The 219-nt window shown below is 61.6% G+C and carries 1 pseudogene; it reads right to left on the bottom strand.

The features are described from left to right. Positions 1-219: pseudogene (locus A3736_RS17310) on the bottom strand (Tat pathway signal protein); the annotation flags it as partial.

Here is a 219-nt window from a genome sequence, read left to right as displayed (position 1 = left end):
GGCGAACAGCACACCGCCGAGCAATAGCGCGGTGTCGACTGTCGAGAGTTCGGTATTGCCGAAGCGTGTCCCATCCTCGTTCTTCAGGAAATGGTAGAAGAAGCCCTTATGGCCCGACACGCCCGATACGGCGTGGCCTTGCGGCGCATTCCAGTAGAATTCGAGGCAGTCGCGCGTGCGCTGCGCTGCATCTTCACGGCTGACATAGCCGCGCTCCGC

The sequence above is a fragment of the Erythrobacter sp. HI0063 genome, from assembly GCF_001635685.1.
Lineage (GTDB): Bacteria > Pseudomonadota > Alphaproteobacteria > Sphingomonadales > Sphingomonadaceae > Qipengyuania.
Note: the sequence above shows the minus strand (reverse complement) of the source record. Positions and strands in the feature narration are given on the sequence as shown.